The following is a 17,188-nucleotide window of genomic DNA, read 5'->3' as shown; positions in this document are numbered from 1 at the left end:
GCTTCTGCTCGCAAAAAAGAGTCGTGTGTCGATAGTATCAGGCAACACGGTATCCCTGTCATGCCTCTTTCATGCGACATTACTTAATTTGTCTCACGCATTTTTGCTGTCTTCCCCAAATTTTCTGGTTAATGAAAGCAGAAAAGCCTTAGGGGACTGTCCCAGTACCTTCTGAAACATACTAGAGAACGCGCTTGGGCTATCGTAGCCAAGTTCCAGTGCAGTTTGGGTAACTGAAATATCAGAAAGCAACTTTGGTATTGCTGCCATTAAACAGGCTTTCTGGCGCCAAGTCGAAAAAGACATACCCGTTTGTTGACGAAACAATCGGCTGAACGTTCGATTGCTACAATGCAGTTGCTGCGCCCAAATTTCAGGTTGAACACGAATATTGGGTTGGCTAAGAAAATCTCGGCACAACTTTTCTAAACTATCATGCCGTGGCAAAGGGGCAAACAAAGGTAGTGGTTGTGCACTTTGCAGTTCAAAGAGCAATAATTGTGCGATAGCGCCATCGCGACCTGTTTCGTCATAAAGCGCAGGTATGCCTGCTGAGGCTAATAGGAGTTGATGAAAAAGTAGTGTGACAACCAATACTTCACAGTTGACGGAAGGACGCGGTACCATTTTTGGCTCAATGTAGAGGCTACGAGTACTGACGTTATTCATCCGAACTCGATGAATTTTGCCTGCGGGTAACCAAACGCCGTTATAGGGTGGGACCATCCATGTACCATCTTCGGTGTCAACTTCCATAAGGCCTGACATGCCATAAAGAAATTGAGCTCGACGGTGAGAGTGGAAATCGAGTAAGGTTCCGCTGGGGTAGTCAGTGCCGATAGCCACAACGGAACGAGGCGCATGATCTACTTCAACTAGTGGAATATTAAGCATGATGGTCAATTTTGGCTGATATGCGCCTATTATTGTCCAATCGACGAGACTGGGCCATTATTTTTCATAATATAGTATCTGCTGAATTTAATTCAGGAGATACGTTGTGTACGGCATTTTGCTGATTTGCGGTTGTTTGACTGGTATTACTAGTGCGCTATTTGGATTTGGTGGGGGTTTTGTTGTTGTCCCTCTCATGTACGCATCTTTAAGTTACTCCCATGCTCAAAATTCTGGTGTGGGCCTCGCGGCAATGCATATTGCGGTAGCGACTTCTACAACTCTAATGAGATTTTCTGCTTCAATGTCGACTTTACAACACCACAGAATGCGTTCAGTGAAATGGGGTATGGTACAGCCATAAGTAGGTTATATCTCGATTGGCGCAATAGGTGGGGCGTTGGCTGCTGTATCCTTAAGCGGGAAGTGGGTGCGTTGGATGTTTGTGGGCTATTTGGGATGCACCATCGCTGACATCGTTTTAAGACCTGGGTTTTTGTCTCTGGAGCGTCGGGATATTGACCCCATGGGGCGATTAGTAACTGCGATTACTGGTACTCTAGTTGGCGCTATAGCGTCTTTATTGGGGGTAGGGGGAAGTGTTATGACGGTGCCACTAATGCGTCGTCGTGGAGCTAGCATGCTGCAAGCTTCTGCAATGGCTAGTCCGTTATCGTTGCCAATTGCTATTAGTGGATCTCTGACATATATCCTAGCGGCACCAAACGCCAAGACTTTAGAGGGAGGGTATGTAGGATTCGTTGATCTACGAGCTTTAGTGGTACAGGCTTTTGGATCATTCATTGGCATTCGTCTTGCGTCGCTTTGGGCCAAAGAAATTCCAGATTATATCTATGCAAAAGTCTACGTTTTGCTGCTGATTATAGTGTTTTTAGTGATGGCGTTGGTGCACTAGAGAACCTAGGCGACATTGACAGTATTCTTTTTAGTGGTAGAACATAGTCGACCTCTTAAGCCTCCTTCTCTTGATTTATTAAAGAGACTAAGCGAAGGAAAGTTTCGGAATGGTCATAAAACCCATTATATTGTTTATTTAAGAAGCAGTTGAATTTAAATCGTGATTTTTTTCTTTACCTTTTGGATTTGCTCATTATAATGCGTCGACATTGCAGGGGCGTAGTTCCAATTGGTAGAACAGCGGTCTCCAAAACCGATGGTTGCGGGTTCGAGTCCTGCCGCCCCTGCCACTTCCTTTATTTTCAAGATATTTCCCCTTATAGTAAGCGCCTAGTCATTTTCTGATTGAATAAACCTATGTCTTCAACACTGCACAGTCTTTTTGGCCTTGAATTGCTTCAACCAAGAGGAAAGTATGTTACAGAAACACAATTACAGACAGTTCCGTCCATTTCTGTAGGACCACTTGAGCAGCTTAGACAGTTTCAATGGTTTATCGATTTAACGCTCGTTTTCGGTCAAGCGTTGACGTTTGATCTTGAACTTGGTGACGATATTCATGTGAGTGAAAATAAGCTCATATTGCCAGCCCAAGTGTTAACCGCGGAACAAAAAAAACACCTTTGGAAACAAGTACAAGCTTATGTATGAATTTAAGTCGGTTGATGAATCCTATTTAGATGCACTAATGAACGTGGAACTCGCGTGTCATTCATTCCCATGGTCTCAAAATACCATGAAGTCTTGTATTGGTGGTCGCTATTTCAACTTAGCGGTGTTTGATGGCGAAACGTTAATTGCGTTTTATGTCGGAGAACAAGCAGGGCCAGACTATACGCTCATGGATATATGTGTTCACCCAACTTGGCAGCGTCGTGGTATTGCGAAACAACTCCTTACTCATTTTATTGACACGTGTACAGCACGTGACGCTGAAAATGTGTTTTTAGAGGTGCGTGCGTCGAATATAAATGCGATTCATCTTTATGAACAAGCAGGTTTTATCGAAATGGGGATCCGTAAAAACTATTACCCGACCGCACATGGAAATGAAGACGCAATTTTGATGGGGATGTCGTTTTTCGGTGAGTTTGGACTCTAACGCGTACTTAAGGAGTTGAACTTACTTTAACGTCCTTATTGACCTGTCTATGTACAAAACAAAGTTTAGAACAGATAAGTGTTATTAGAATCGTTGATTGATAAAGGTTAATTAAGCTTTTCTGCAGGCATACTTAACGTGTATTTTATCGCTTCAATAAGCAATAAATGGTTGTAATGCCATCTCTCCGCATTACGTTCTTTAAGCGATTGCTCGAGTTGTCCCGCAGCTTCATGAATGTTCATAAACCCAAAACACCCTGAACTTCCTTTTAAACTGTGGGCGAGCGCGCGCAAAGATTCCCACTCATGCTCAAGATAGTACTGATTCAACAGCTCGAGTTGTTCGGGCAATTTGCTGCGATAATTCTCACTGATCTGTTTGAATTTCTCGCTTTGAAGTAGTGCATCCCACCGGCTCTCGTTGTTTTCTTGTAATTGCAGATACTCTACCAGCACTTCACCAAGCAAACGTTTGTCTATTGGTTTGGCGAGCGTGGCATCACAGCCCGCAGCGAGATACGTATCAATATCCTGCTTCATTACATTCGCGGTTAAGGCGACGATTGGGCCATCATACGCGGCATGGCGCAGCATCTGCGTTGCCTCAAGGCCGCCCATTACAGGCATTTGCATATCCATCAGGATTAAGTGGTAATCATTCACCAATGCCGCTTCAACGGCTTCGGCACCATTGTTTACGATATCAGGGGTCAGCCCCCAGGCTTCAAGTAAAAGCTTCACCAGCATTTGGTTATCTGGATTGTCTTCGGCAAGCAGAATCTTCGCATCAAGCTGCATCGCACTAAGCTCAGTGTTAACATCAAGCGGTGCTTGTTCTTCTTCAATTTTTGCGAGTAATTCATACGGTTTGTTTTCATAATTTCCTGCAACGGTGACGACAAACTCGCTGCCTGCACCTTGCTTGCTGTAAACCGATACGTCTCCACCAAGCAATTGTGCGAGGTTTTTAGAGATACACAGGCCGAGACCGGTGCCGCCAAAGCGCCGTGTAGTTGTGCTGTCTGCTTGCTCGAAGGGCTTGAATACGCGTTCGATTTCAGCACTAGACATACCAATCCCTGTGTCTTTAACGATGAACTCAAAACACGCAGTAATCTCGTTAAATTTAACCGTAAAGGTAATACCACCAATCTCAGTAAACTTAACGGCATTACTCGTGATATTTAGTAAGATCTGTTTTAAACGCGTTACGTCACTGTATAAGTATTTTGGAATAGGTAGGTCGTAAAATATTTCAAACGTAAGCAGTTTCTCACTCGCCATTGGCGCGACGATAGCCTCAATATCTCGTACTAAAGCGACGGCGTTCATCTTGGTTTTTTCGACCGCTAATTTTTCGGCTTCAATTTTTGATAAATCGAGAATGTTATTGATTAATTCAAGCAAGTGTTTGGAATTTCTGAGAATTGTTCCTAGATATTGTTCATTGCTTGCCGAGCTCGGATTTTGAATAAGCTGCTCGGTAAATCCCATAATGGCGGTTAATGGGGTACGTATCTCGTGACTCATGTTTGCTAAGAAGCGGCTTTTTAATTGGTTTGCTTGTTCTGCTTGCGTGATGGCAAGGGCAAGCTGCTGATTCATTTCCTCAAGCGCGCGAGTGCGGGTCTCGACTTTTTCTTCAAGGTGCTCTTTGAATCCTTTTAGCTCTAGTTGAGTATCCCGAATTTGCCCTACCATGTGGTTAAAGTCAGTGAACAAAATACCAATTTCATCTTTATTGTGCGCAGGCAAATAGACTTCTAAATCACCATCCCCGACTTTATGACTAGCCTCACCTAGTAATTCAATGGGCGATAGGAGCAGGCCACGGACAACGACAAAAATTAAGAATGGCAGAGCAAAAACGGAGAAAATGATAATGAGCGCAGTAATTAAACTAATAATGCGGCCTGATTCGTAGAGCAAAGATTTAGGAATAGTTGAAATGTAGTAATAACCGTTGGCCAGTTGAATGGAATAGATCATTCGTTCCATTTCATCGATGCTTGGGAACATCGCCGCGGCGAGTTTCGTTTGCTCTGACTGTTTTTGCATTCTTGCCATTTCATCATGTTGCAAGTAGAGACCACGTAAGTTAGCGTCAGAGCTAAATAAAATCAGACCTTCTTGGTTAAAAATGAGGTTTAACGTGTGGTCAAATGGCGCTTCAAGAATGCTCGTGGAAATTAAACTGGGATCGACCTTCAACACCACGTATCCCTGACGTTGAGGTCGTTTGAGTTGATAATCAATTCCGTAAATCTGTTGTACAAAATACAATTTAGCGGTTTGCTCTCCTGCGGGAGATATAAAATATTGTTGGCGAACATTGCTGTTTTGTAGGCGCTGGAAGAAAGGGTACTCGCTGGGTAGCTCACTCAACTCACTTGAATAATAGGCGATGCTCTCACCGTTAGGGCTGAGTAAATCAATACTAACAATATCGGGATAGGCTTCACTGTAGCTTGCGAAGACATCCAAAAGTGCGCTGAGTCTAGAGGTATAGACATCAGACTCCGCACCACTCAATGCCATAAAGTCGTTCAAGACGGGTGAACTACTGAGTAACTTTGTTGTGGATTGGTAGATGTTGATGTAGTTGAGAATTTTTTGTTGTTGTTGCTCAACAAACCGACCGACGACCAGCTCCGCCTGCTGCTGTGTGGAATTCGTCACGTTGGACAGCGTAAACCCGCCAAGAAACAGCAAAGGCAAGATCACCAAAGGAGTGATATACCATAAAAGTCTAAGGCTTAGCTTGCTGGTTTTCATGGAGGTAATGACGGTCCGATGTCAAAAACATTATTGCTAAATAATAAGCGGATAACGGGCAAGGGACAAGTCAAACCACGAAATGCATAAATATATTGTTTTTTATCCTTATCCGTGAATCCGTTGATTGAGAAATATGCCAAGATCGGCGAAAATAACGCAATTCACATTCAACTTTTTGACTCGATGGAAAACGGTGTTTTCTGGGAACTGTAATTTGTCAGTGCCATTCGAGTCCTCGATAGTTAAGAAGATTAATTAATGTCAAATTCACCATTCCAGCAAGAAGTTTCGCGTAGACGAACGTTTGCTATTATCTCGCACCCGGATGCGGGTAAAACAACGATTACTGAAAAAGTATTATTATTCGGAAAGGCGTTACAAAAAGCCGGTACAGTAAAAGGCCGTGGTTCAAACCAACATGCTAAATCTGACTGGATGGAAATGGAAAAAGAACGTGGTATCTCCGTAACAACGTCGGTGATGCAGTTCCCTTATAATGAAGCGTTGGTGAATCTTCTTGATACGCCTGGACACGAAGACTTCTCTGAAGACACGTATCGCACGCTGACTGCGGTTGACTCTTGTTTAATGGTCATAGATGCGGCCAAAGGTGTTGAAGATCGTACCCGTAAATTGATGGAAGTTACACGTTTACGAGATACGCCAATCGTCACCTTTATGAACAAACTTGACCGTGATATTCGGGATCCAATGGAGCTACTTGATGAAGTAGAAACCGAGTTGAATATCATGTGTGCGCCAGTGAGTTGGCCGATTGGTTGTGGTAAAGAGTTTAAAGGTGTTTATCATATTCACCGCGATGAGACGATTTTGTATCAAACGGGTCAGGGCCATACCATTCAAGAAAAACGCATTATCAAAGGGATTGATAACCCTGAATTGGATAGCGCGGTTGGCAGTGATTTGGCAGAACAACTACGTGAAGAACTTGAGCTTGTAGTTGGTGCGTCGCATGAGTTTGACAAAGAATTGTTTTTAGAAGGTAAGTTAACGCCAGTATTCTTCGGTACCGCACTAGGTAACTTTGGTGTTGATCACATGCTAGACGGCTTAACCGATTGGGCTCCTTCACCACAACCACGAAAATCAGAAGACCGCGCTGTAGAGGCGACAGAAGAAAAGTTCTCTGGTTTCGTTTTCAAAATCCAGGCAAACATGGACCCGAAACACCGCGACCGTGTAGCGTTTATGCGAATTGTTTCTGGTAAATACACGCAAGGTATGAAAATGAACCATGTGCGTATTGGTAAAACAGTGAATATTTCAGATGCGGTAACGTTCATGGCGGGTGATCGTGAGCGTGCTGAAGAGGCATTTGCTGGTGATATCATTGGTTTACATAACCACGGCACGATTCAAATTGGTGATACGTTTACGCAAGGTGAAACGTTGAAGTTCACGGGTATTCCTAACTTCGCACCTGAATTGTTCCGCCGCATTCGCTTACGTGATCCACTTAAGCAAAAGCAATTATTAAAAGGCCTGGTGCAACTTTCGGAAGAAGGTGCAGTACAGGTGTTTAGGCCTCTGATTAACAACGATTTGATCGTTGGAGCAGTTGGTGTGCTGCAGTTTGACGTCGTTGTTGCGCGTCTGAAGTCAGAATACAACGTAGATGCATTATACGAGCCTGTACAAGTGCAAACGGCGCGTTGGGTCACCTGCAAAGACGGTAAAAAGTTTGAAGAATTTAAACGTAAGTGTGAATTGAACTTGGCTTTAGATGGTGGTGACAATTTGACGTACATCGCACCAAGTCGTGTGAACTTGAACCTGACCATGGAACGTTACCCAGACGTTGAGTTCCATCAGACTCGTGAACATTAATCGCTGCGGATAAGGATTTAGACATGAACATTAAGCAAATATTAGTAGAAAAAGCGATTGCAGCAATGAATGCGGCGGGCGTGCCTGAAGGTTCAAACCCAGCCGTTACACAAAGTACTCGTGCGCAGTTTGGTGATTACCAAATTAATGGCGCGATGGGCGCGGCAAAAGCACTCAAGATGAATCCTCGTGAACTTGCGCAAAAGATTATTGATAACCTAGATGTAGCTGATATCGCTGCAACGGTTGAAATTGCGGGTCCGGGTTTTATTAACATTCATCTAAAACCAGAATTCTTGGCATCAAGCCTAATGAATGCAGAGAAAGATGCTAAGTTAGGCGTTTCTGAACATGGTAATGCGCAGAAAGTAGTGGTTGATTTTTCATCGCCAAATCTAGCCAAAGAAATGCACGTAGGGCATCTGCGTTCAACTATCATCGGTGATGCCGTTGTACGTGCATTAGAATTCCGTGGCGACACGGTTGTTCGTCAAAACCACATGGGTGACTGGGGTACGCAATTCGGTATGCTTATCGCGCATCTTGAAGACTTGCTTAACCAAGGTATCGATTTGGAAAAAGTTGCGCTTGCGGATTTGGAAACATTCTACCGTGACGCGAAAAAGCGTTTTGACGACGAAGAAGGTTTTGCAGATAAAGCGCGTGACTATGTAGTGAAGCTACAAGGTGGAGATGCGCATTGTGCAAAGTTGTGGCAGTTGTTCATTGATACATCAGTAAAGCATTCTGAAGAAGTGTACGCCAAGTTAAACGTGACGTTAAAGCGCGAAGACATCATGGCCGAAAGTGCATACAACGATGCTTTAGTTGGTGTTATTGAAACGCTAAAAGCGAAAGGTCTTGCGGTTGAAGACCAAGGCGCACAAGTGGTGTTCTTAGAGGAACTGGCGAATAAAGATGGTGAGCCTTCTGCGTTTATCGTGCAAAAATCAGGTGGCGGTTTCCTTTATGCAACGACGGATCTTGCTGCTTGTGACTACCGTTCAAACCAATTGAACGCAGATCGCATTCTTATCTTTGTTGATGCTCGCCAAAGCCTTCACTTCAGCCAAGTTGAACTGACTGCGCGAAAAGCGGGTTTCCTTCGCGACGCAACAAGTTACGAATTTTGTCCATTTGGTACGATGATGGGCGACGATGGCAAGCCTTTCAAAACACGTACTGGTGGCACGGTTAAACTGGCTGATTTACTTGATGAAGCAATAAGCCGAGCAACAGATAAACTTGCGGCTCGTGAGTCGGATTTAAGTGAAGAAGCGCGAGCTGAAATTGCACGTAAAGTTGGTATTGGTGCAGTTAAATACGCGGATCTATCAAAACACCGTACAAGCGACTATATCTTTAACTGGGATACGATGCTGAGCTTTGAAGGGGCGACGGCACCTTACTTACAATATGCTTATACTCGCGTCAGAAGTATTTTCCGTAAAGCGGGTGTTGATAGTGCAAATCTTGCGGGCAATATTGAAATCAATGAGCCACAAGAAAAAGCATTAGCATTGAAATTGCTTCAACTTGAAGAAGTCCTTGATCTGATGATCAGTGAAGCAACGCCACACGTATTGTGTGGATACCTCTATGAATTGGCGAGTTTGTACATGAGTTTCTATGAAGCATGCCCAATTCTAAAAGAGGATGTGGCACAAAACGTCAGAGAAAGTCGCCTGTTACTGTGTAACCTAGTTGCCAAGACCCTGGCTACGGGACTTGAGTTGCTCGGTATCGAAGTAATGGAGCAAATGTAAGTTTGCTAGAAGCCGCAGAATCTGCGGCTTTTTTGTAAGGAGTGAACATGAAGTTAGAAGATATTCGCCGCGAATACACGAAAGGTGGCCTGCGTCGTGATATGTTGGATGAGTCACCATTTTCTCAATTCGATACGTGGCTCAAGCAAGTGGTCGATGCCGGTTTTCCCGATCCAACTGCAATGGTTGTAGCGACAGTGGATGAGCATGGGCAGCCGTCTCAGCGTATCGTGCTACTCAAGCACATGGATGAGCAAGGTTTCGTCTTTTTCACAAATACAGGCTCTCGTAAAGCACAGGAAATACAGCAGAACAGTAAAGTGTGTTTGCACTTTCCTTGGCATGGTATTGAGCGACAAGTGATCGTGTACGGGGAGGCGAAACCGTTGCCAACCTCTGCAGTCGCGAAATACTTTTTATCTCGCCCTAAAGAGAGCCAGCTTGCAGCATGGGCATCTCAGCAGTCGAGACCCGTTTCGTCACGCAAAATGCTGATGGAAACCTTTCACGCGATGAAAAGTAAGTTTGCCAATGGTGACATACCGTTACCGGATTTTTGGGGTGGTTACTGTGTAGTACCCCATAAAATCGAGTTTTGGCAAGGTGGTGAACACCGGTTACATGACCGCTTTATATATGCAAAACAGGATGATGGTAATTGGCAAGTAGAGCGCCTGAATCCCTAATTGACAGTCATTGTCATCTAGATTTCGACGAATTCGCGCCGGACAGAGACGAGCTTGTTCAGCGCGCTTTTGTACAGGGCGTCAAAGGTTGGGTCATTCCGGGTGTGACACTCCAGCAAAGTAAAGCGTTGCTTGCGTTAACTGTGCCTGTTGGTGACGTATTTTTTGCCCTAGGGCTGCACCCTTATTTTTTAGCACAGCATCAAGATTCCGATCTTCAATTGTTGGAACAGCTGATTGAAATGAATCATGCTCGCATTGTTGCGGTTGGAGAATGTGGGCTCGACTCGAGCGTGGGGGATATAGATAGGCAGACAAGGCTTTTTGAAGGTCAGATCCACATCGCCAATCACCATAAGCTTCCTCTAATTGTGCATCATCGACAAAGCCACCATCTAATAGCGCGATCTTTTAAGAACATAAAGCCAAAACAGGGTGGGATTATTCACGCCTTTAGTGGCTCGCTTCAGCAAGCGCATTATTACCGAGATCTTGGTTTCAAACTCGGAATTGGGGGCACAATCACCTACGAGCGCGCGCAAAAAACCAAAAACGTAGTGGCAGAACTACCTCTTGATGCGTTTGTTCTTGAAACGGATGGTCCGTCAATGCCACTTAATGGGTATCAAGGAAAGCGTAATGAGCCTGAGCAATTAGTGCAGGTGTTTGAATCCTTTTGCTTGTTACGAATGGAACCCAAAGTGGACATTGCTGCTGCGCTTGCACGCAATACTTATGACGTCTTAGGTGTGGAAATTTCAAGTTGAGCAAAACCTTGCTGACACTTGGCAAGTGACATGATACAACAGCGTTGCAGTTACAGGAGAATAAGAAATGCAAGCAGCTCACATTGAATGGAAAGAATTACCAAGCCTTCAGTCTGTGTCTACCCCCCACAAAGCAAACAAAGACTGGTGGTGTTTGGGCACTCAATCGATGCCACGTTGTTGGGCAAATTAGTCACGAGTTTAATGGACGAAAGCATTTTCGCCACGCATGTTGCCTTGTTTAAACCACATGATTTACTTGAGACGGCTGCAAGTTTTTCACTCAATATTCAACCGAGTGCTCTAACTCAAGCATTTAAAGCTAGAGTGAGGGCTATTTTTGCTGAGCATGGTTTAGAAGCCGCCATCATCGAGAATGCCCCCTCGTTGCAAAGCCCAGGTTTATTGTTGATGGACATGGATTCGACCGCTATTCAAATAGAATGTATTGATGAAATTGCACGTTTGGCTGGAGTCTATGATGAAGTGGCTGCCGTTACTCAAGCTGCGATGGCAGGACAATTGGCGTTCAGTGATAGTCTAGTGCAACGAGTTGCGAAATTGAAGGGCATTGAAATGTCCTTGCTCGATACAATTCGGTTTGATTTACCGCTCATGCCGGGTATTGAGCTGCTTTGCAGCGTGTTAAAAGCAAATGGCTGGAAGTTGGCTATTGCATCAGGCGGTTTTACTCTTTTTGCTGAACAACTCCGTAAGTCGCTGCAGTTGGATGAGATCGTTGCTAATGAACTGGCATTTGATGGAACTGCATTAAGTGGTAACGTAATTGGCCGCATTATTGATGCCAAAGCAAAGCAAGAAACGCTTTGTGAACTGGCCGCGCGATATGATATTCCATCGACTCAAACAGTAGCAATTGGTGATGGAGCAAACGATTTAATGATGATGGCCAAAGCTCAGTTGGGTGTCGCAATTCATGGTAAAGAAAAAGTGGTGTACGAAGCCGATGCGGCAATTTGCCATGGTTCACTATTGCAATTGGTTTACTTCCTAAGTACGCCTTAAAATTTATCAAGCCATGCTTGGCGACGAGCACGCATGGCTTCAAGCGTTCTTATGTCGATATCAAAGTAATCGATAACCTTGTCCGAAACATCCACCAAATCACCCACCGCAGTAACAGACCAGAGTGTTTCCTCTAAATCTTTCGCTTTATGCAGCGCGTAATGACTTACGTATTTTAATTCGTTGGCAAGATAGTCAATATCGGGTTTCCCGGTTTTAGATATGTACACACGATAAACGAACAATAGTTCCTTTTTCACTGCTTTTTTGGTAAACAAATAGAGCGAGTCGAGAGGATCCGTGGCGGCAATACATTGGCTCTTTATTGCTTCTTGAATCTTCATTTTTGTTGGATCAAAGCGGACAAAGAGTATGTACTGAAGCGGTTTATCTTGTCTCGTTTGCATCCGAATCGCGTCACTAAGAGTGGTTTCTGTGAAACCATCTGGAAAGAGTTGTTCAGTGGTAATAAGCGTCGGATTGTTTGTATCAAACTGGCCCAAGATACGGTGTAATGCTGTACGATAAAGCCCAAGGCCCACCGCACCTATTTTATAGTGAGCAGCTTGCTTATGGAAATAAATGGGGAATTGACAAATGCTTTTAGTAACCATGTTACGTAAAGCGCCCGATAAGCCCGGGATCTTCGGTGTTTCTTCACAAGCTTGCAACTTGCTTTTGTTCATGTCAATTAACTGAGTAAAGAACTGTACGGCCAGACTTTTTGACTCGGTTGGCTGATTCACTTTTAAATTAATAATGGTTTTCGATTTACTTACCGCCATGACCTCGTAGCAGAGATTATGTAGGTTATGCTTGGTCGTGATGCGTTGTAGTTCCGGTAAGGATAAGTAAATCAAATGACCTTTTTTTACGTCCAACGGCGCGGCAACTTCAATTTGCATGCCCATCACTGAAAAGTCACGTGTAAACCCTGTAACCTTAGTGTCAGCATCTTGATTGATTTCAACCATGGTTTTATAGAGATAACGTTTGTGAGCTCGTAGGTTCACGTACTCGAGCGCAACGGCTTCTAAAGGTGGGGGATTGGCTGACTTTCCGTGCCCAAACAGTTTCAGTTGGGGTAACAGTTCCGGTTTATAACTTAGTTTCTTGTAATGTTCACGAACCGCGGGAATACTGACCTCAGTCAAAACCGCTAAATATTGAACATTCTGTATAAGCCCTTGAACTCTTGGGGTAGGGGGCTTGTTGAGTTTTTCTAAACTTTTGCCGAGTGATTCAGGTAATGAAAGAGGAATAAAGGCATCTTCATGTGTACTTGGCATCAGTTGTAGCTTAAACACCATCCAACTCTCTTTGTTACTTCCATACGCAAAAAACAGATCTTTCAGTTCTGGGTTTTGGTTAAGCTCCTGAGAAGTAGCGGAGTAAAAATAAATTTTTCCGCCTACGGTATGCGTGAAAGTATAGAGTAGTAATTCTTTAACTGAAGTATGTTGATCTAACAGCGTTTTCAGGCGCTTTTGATTGAAAATATTGTACAAACACGACGTTTGTCGTTCGTCTTGGAAATAGCGTTGAATGAATAGGCTATTTTCATTGTGCAATGCCATCGATGGATAGAGTATTGACTCCTTTTTGCTCAAAAAAACGAACAATGACATTACCCTAGGGATGTAATATTGTTCGTAACTTTTGCAAATAATGGCATCCATCGTGTTATCGAGGTTGATCTTATATCGACGTTTATTGCCATGAATAAAGCTATTTAAAAAGTCATCAAAACTTTTATTGTTTTCGACAAACGTGCGTTTCAAACGAATATGATTGTATTCTCGTGTGACAGGCTCAACGGCGACCACTTCATATTGGATACCGCTTTTTAGACCAAGCTCAAATTCTTGCTCTAGACCTACCAATCGGATTGTGAGCATATCACCAGGTTGCACGGCATGCTTTGGTGATAGCTTGATTTTTGCGCCGCTCAATGAAATATCGGATGTGGATGCGCTAACTTCTCGACCTTTTGGCAAACTAACCGAGATTTTAATCGAATAATTCATCCGCTCTTCTACACGACTTTCATACGAGGCAAAGCGGATAAGCTTAACGTTATTTGGGTTTTCTTCAGGCAGAACTTCACCAGAAGCTTCTCGCTCTTGCGCGGCTTTTTGCATGACTTTGAAATTATTTTCGGTGTTCATGACCGCTTCGTAAACGGCGAGCGTGTATTTGCCGTGTCTAGCGATTTCCTCTTCAAACACTGAAACTGCAACATCGTCCATAAAATGTTGCTTGCCCTCATATTCGTAGGGCTTTACTTCACCTGAAACTTGTCCCCGTAAATCGATAAATCGAGCAACCGGCTGTGAAAGGCGGTTCATCTCCATTTTGACAAGAAACTGGTCTGGCTTTGACAGGTGGGATGTCATTTGGCGAAAGATTTTATCAAAATTAGGATCGCCGAGCTGAAGTTTCAACTCGTTGATCAAATCTTGATATTTCAATAATTTATCTTCAGCCATTGTATTTGTCACCCGTTGCGTAAAAAGTTGCTATACTCCTTCACGCACGATTCGTTATTATTATTTCTTCATCTGCCAAAAGATTGGCAAATTCAAGCACCTACTTTAAGTAGGATTTTATTAAGCAATTAACATGCCTTATGTAAGTCTATGGTAAAAAAGAAAACCGCATTTGTCTGTAGTGATTGTGGAGCGGAATTTGCTCGTTGGCAAGGACAATGTTCAGAATGTAAAGCTTGGAATACAGTTACGGAATACCGTGTTCCTTCAATAAAAACAGTCGCATCGGGATCGAACATGGCAGGTTACGCTGGCATGGTAGAGGCGAAGGTGCAAACGCTCGATGAAGTCAATTTAGACAGCCTCCCACGTTTTTCCACATCCTTTGCTGAGTTTGATCGAGTCTTGGGTGGTGGTGTCGTGCCTGGTAGTGCGATATTGATAGGTGGTGAGCCTGGAGCGGGTAAAAGTACGCTGTTACTGCAAACAATGTGTATGCTCGCTGAGAACATGAATACCCTTTATGTAACGGGTGAAGAATCATTGCAGCAGGTCGCCATGCGCGCGAAGCGATTAGGGCTACCAACCAATAAACTAAAAACTTTAGCTGAAACTAACGTCGAAACGATTTGCCAATTAGCGCTTCGTGAAAAGCCGAGCATTATGGTTATCGATTCAATACAAGTCATGCACATGACGGATATCCAGTCTGCACCTGGCAGTGTTTCTCAAGTGCGTGAAAGTGCAGCCTATTTGACCCGTTTTGCAAAGCAAAATCAGGTTGCCATTATTATGGTGGGCCATGTGACAAAAGACGGTACCTTAGCGGGTCCTAAAGTGCTTGAACACTGTATCGATTGCTCAATTTTGCTCGAAGGGAGTAGCGACAGTCGTTTTAGGACGCTTCGTGGCAATAAAAACCGTTTCGGTGCAGTGAATGAGTTAGGGGTTTTCGCGATGACGGGCAATGGCCTACGTGAGGTGAACAACCCCTCTGCAATTTTCTTAAACCGGGGAGAACAGCAGACTCCGGGATCGCTTGTCATGGTTATATGGGAAGGGACTCGACCACTTCTCGTCGAAGTACAAGCGTTAGTGGATTACTCTCAGCTGAGCAACCCAAGAAGGGTGACAGTCGGCCTTGAGCAAAATCGTCTCGCGATGTTGTTGGCTGTACTCCACCGACATGGTGGCTTGCAAGTGTCCGATCAAGATGTGTTTGTAAACGTTGTTGGTGGTGTCAAAGTCACCGAAACGTCTGCGGATTTAGCCTTAATTGCAGCTCTCGTGTCGAGTTTCAAAAACACCTCTCTCGATAGACAACTAGTCGTCTTTGGTGAGGTGGGTCTCGGTGGTGAAATACGTCCGGTTCCAAGTGGACAGGAGCGATTAAGAGAGGCTGCTAAACACGGTTTTACAAAAGCAATCGTCCCTTCCGCGAATAAACCAAAAGAACCAATAGAAGGCATGGAGATTGTGGCGGTGGATCACCTGTCAAGAGCACTTGAAGCGCTGTTCTAGATTCGGTTTATCTATGACGTATAACACTCGTCATCTCGTTTAAAGGCGTTCCATTGAGGGCGAATAAAACGAATGTGAACAGCCATAAAAAAGCGAGACCTAAGTCTCGCTTTTTTATGTTAATTTATGATGAACCACAAATTTAGTGCAAAATACGCGCGCGGATTGTGCCTTCGACAGCACTGAGTTCTTTAAGTGCGACTTCAGAATGGTCACTGTCGACATCGATAACAACATAACCAATAGAGGCATCCGTTTGTAGGTACTGCGCAGCGATGTTGATACCATGCTGTGCAAACGCTTGGTTAATTTGCGTTAATACACCTGGGCGGTTTTGGTGGATATGCAATAAACGGCTACGGCCAGAAAGCTCAGGAAGTGATACTTCAGGGAAGTTTACTGCACTTAATGACGAACCATTGTCCGAGTATTTAGCAAGTTTACCCGCAACTTCAATACCAATGTTTTCTTGTGCTTCTTGAGTTGAACCACCGATGTGTGGCGTCAGAATTACATTATCAAATTCGCGTAGAGGAGAAACAAACTCTTCGTCATTACCTTTTGGCTCGACTGGGAAAACGTCAATTGCTGCACCTGAAATGCGTTTATCACGCAACGCTTCAGCAAGTGCATCAATATCGACGACAGTTCCGCGAGAGGCGTTAATTAGAATTGCGCCGTGTTTCATCACTTCGAGTTCAGCCATACCAATCAAATTCTTAGTTTGTGGTGTTTCTGGTACGTGTAGGCTTACGACATCAGCTCGTTGTAAAAGCTGCGTCATGTTTTGAATTTGTGTCGCATTACCTAGCGTTAACTTGTCTTCAATGTCATAAAACTCGACTTTCATACCGATGTTTTCTGCCATGATACCAAGTTGCGTGCCAATGTGACCGTAGCCTATGATCCCGAGTGTTTTTCCTCGTGCTTCGTATGAGCCATTGGCCGTCTTTTGCCAAATTCCACGGTGCGCCATGGCATTTCGCTCAGGAATACGGCGGAGCAGTAGTAGAATTTCGCCCAACACTAACTCAGCAACTGAACGGGTATTTGAGAAAGGTGCATTAAAAACGGCAACACCACGAACCCGTGCTGCGTTTAAGTCGACTTGGTTAGTACCAATGCAGAAACAACCGACCGCTACTAACTTTTCCGCTGCTTCCAATACACGTTCATTGAGGTGTGTACGAGAACGAATGCCAACAAAATGCGCGTCTTTAATGCGTTCGATAAGTTCATCTTCAGGTAGGGACGTTTTTACATAATCAATGTTGCTGTACCCATTGCGTTTGAGTGTTTCAACCGCACTTTGGTGTACCCCTTCAAGTAGAAGGATTTTAATTTTGTCTTTTGCTAACGATACCTTACTCATGACTTATCCTGCTATTAAG

At 44.0% G+C, this 17,188-nt stretch carries 12 protein-coding genes, 1 tRNA gene and 1 pseudogene; 10 read left to right on the top strand and 4 right to left on the bottom strand.

The window, feature by feature from the left end; genetic code table 11:
• Positions 1–93: 93 nt before the first annotated feature.
• Positions 94–894: an AraC family transcriptional regulator gene (locus tag NI389_RS06365; protein WP_308362074.1), complete on the bottom strand. Its 801-nt coding sequence runs from the start codon at positions 892–894 to the stop codon at positions 94–96.
• Between the two features lie 106 nt (positions 895–1,000).
• On the opposite strand from NI389_RS06365, the pseudogene NI389_RS06360 reads away from it, so the two are divergent.
• From NI389_RS06360 to rimI, 4 genes and pseudogenes are all read left to right on the top strand, one after another.
• A pseudogene (locus NI389_RS06360) lies at positions 1,001–1,810 on the top strand (sulfite exporter TauE/SafE family protein).
• A gap of 215 nt (positions 1,811–2,025) precedes the next feature.
• Positions 2,026–2,102: transfer RNA gene (locus NI389_RS06355), tRNA-Trp, on the top strand.
• A gap of 67 nt (positions 2,103–2,169) precedes the next feature.
• Entirely contained in the window at positions 2,170–2,463 is a 294-nt protein-coding gene (locus NI389_RS06350) for a hypothetical protein (RefSeq protein ID WP_308362073.1), read from the top strand.
• Positions 2,456–2,914, top strand: a complete 459-nt coding sequence (gene rimI / locus NI389_RS06345; protein WP_308362072.1) for a ribosomal protein S18-alanine N-acetyltransferase — start codon at positions 2,456–2,458, stop codon at positions 2,912–2,914. Before NI389_RS06350 ends, rimI begins: the two co-directional genes overlap by 8 nt.
• Before the next feature lie 107 nt (positions 2,915–3,021).
• On the opposite strand, the gene NI389_RS06340 is transcribed toward rimI, so the two are convergent.
• The gene (locus NI389_RS06340; protein ID WP_308362071.1) at positions 3,022–5,691 is read right to left on the bottom strand and encodes a HAMP domain-containing hybrid sensor histidine kinase/response regulator; all 2,670 of its coding nucleotides are present in this window, start codon (positions 5,689–5,691) and stop codon (positions 3,022–3,024) included.
• A 261-nt stretch (positions 5,692–5,952) separates the two neighbouring features.
• Here NI389_RS06340 and prfC point away from each other — a divergent pair, with 261 nt between their 5' ends.
• The 5 genes from prfC to serB all read left to right on the top strand — a co-directional run bounded on the left by prfC (position 5,953) and on the right by serB (position 11,787).
• The gene (gene prfC, locus NI389_RS06335; RefSeq protein WP_308362070.1) at positions 5,953–7,542 is read left to right on the top strand and encodes a peptide chain release factor 3; all 1,590 of its coding nucleotides are present in this window, start codon (positions 5,953–5,955) and stop codon (positions 7,540–7,542) included.
• 23 nt (positions 7,543–7,565) lie between these two features.
• On the top strand, positions 7,566–9,308 hold the full coding sequence (gene argS, locus NI389_RS06330; protein WP_308362069.1) for an arginine--tRNA ligase: 1,743 nt from the start codon (positions 7,566–7,568) through the stop codon (positions 9,306–9,308).
• A gap of 47 nt (positions 9,309–9,355) precedes the next feature.
• Positions 9,356–9,994: a pyridoxamine 5'-phosphate oxidase gene (gene pdxH, locus NI389_RS06325; RefSeq protein WP_308362068.1), complete on the top strand. Its 639-nt coding sequence runs from the start codon at positions 9,356–9,358 to the stop codon at positions 9,992–9,994.
• The gene (locus NI389_RS06320) at positions 9,967–10,761 is read left to right on the top strand and encodes a TatD family hydrolase (RefSeq protein WP_308362067.1); all 795 of its coding nucleotides are present in this window, start codon (positions 9,967–9,969) and stop codon (positions 10,759–10,761) included. Before pdxH ends, NI389_RS06320 begins: the two co-directional genes overlap by 28 nt.
• An 87-nt stretch (positions 10,762–10,848) precedes the next feature.
• On the top strand, positions 10,849–11,787 hold the full coding sequence (gene serB, locus NI389_RS06315; RefSeq protein WP_308362066.1) for a phosphoserine phosphatase SerB: 939 nt from the start codon (positions 10,849–10,851) through the stop codon (positions 11,785–11,787).
• On the opposite strand, the gene NI389_RS06310 is transcribed toward serB, so the two are convergent.
• On the bottom strand, positions 11,784–14,276 hold the full coding sequence (locus NI389_RS06310; RefSeq protein ID WP_308362065.1) for a PilZ domain-containing protein: 2,493 nt from the start codon (positions 14,274–14,276) through the stop codon (positions 11,784–11,786). The two genes, serB and NI389_RS06310, sit on opposite strands and share 4 nt — an antisense overlap.
• A 150-nt stretch (positions 14,277–14,426) precedes the next feature.
• On the opposite strand from NI389_RS06310, the gene radA reads away from it, so the two are divergent.
• The gene (gene radA, locus NI389_RS06305; RefSeq protein WP_308362064.1) at positions 14,427–15,797 is read left to right on the top strand and encodes a DNA repair protein RadA; all 1,371 of its coding nucleotides are present in this window, start codon (positions 14,427–14,429) and stop codon (positions 15,795–15,797) included.
• Between the two features lie 142 nt (positions 15,798–15,939).
• Here radA and serA read toward each other — a convergent pair whose 3' ends face one another.
• Positions 15,940–17,169: a phosphoglycerate dehydrogenase gene (serA, locus tag NI389_RS06300; RefSeq protein WP_308362063.1), complete on the bottom strand. Its 1,230-nt coding sequence runs from the start codon at positions 17,167–17,169 to the stop codon at positions 15,940–15,942.
• Positions 17,170–17,188 lie beyond the last annotated feature (19 nt).

This window comes from Pseudoalteromonas xiamenensis, assembly GCF_030994125.1.
GTDB classification, from domain to species: Bacteria; Pseudomonadota; Gammaproteobacteria; order Enterobacterales; family Alteromonadaceae; genus Pseudoalteromonas; species Pseudoalteromonas xiamenensis_B.
The sequence above is the reverse complement of the archived record's forward strand: the minus strand, read 5'-3'. Positions and strand labels throughout refer to the sequence as shown.